This is a genomic window from Janthinobacterium sp. Mn2066 (assembly GCF_049319705.1).
Classification (GTDB): domain Bacteria; phylum Pseudomonadota; class Gammaproteobacteria; order Burkholderiales; family Burkholderiaceae_D; genus Janthinobacterium.
This window is the reverse complement of record NZ_JBMOUF010000065.1, coordinates 1-218: the sequence shown is the minus strand read 5'-3', so window position 1 is coordinate 218 and position 218 is coordinate 1. Positions and strand designations below refer to the sequence as shown.

Sequence of the window (218 nt, the reverse complement as noted above, 5' to 3'; positions counted from 1 at the left end):
AAACTGGAGCGGGAGAAGAGTCTCGAACTCTCGACCTCAACCTTGGCAAGGTTGCGCTCTACCAACTGAGCTACTCCCGCATGGAGCTTTTGCTGCTAACACTATTACAGCAACAAGTCATTCAACTTGCTGCTTGAATTTTTGGAGCGGGAGAAGAGTCTCGAACTCTCGACCTCAACCTTGGCAAGGTTGCGCTCTACCAACTGAGCTACTCCCGC

At 51.4% G+C, this 218-nt stretch carries 2 tRNA genes; both read right to left on the bottom strand.

Annotated elements, in window-relative coordinates:
- Window positions 1-4: 4 nt before the first annotated feature.
- Window positions 5-80, bottom strand: a tRNA-Gly gene (locus tag ACL9RI_RS27775).
- Window positions 81-142: 62 nt separating this feature from the next.
- Window positions 143-218, bottom strand: a tRNA-Gly gene (locus ACL9RI_RS27770).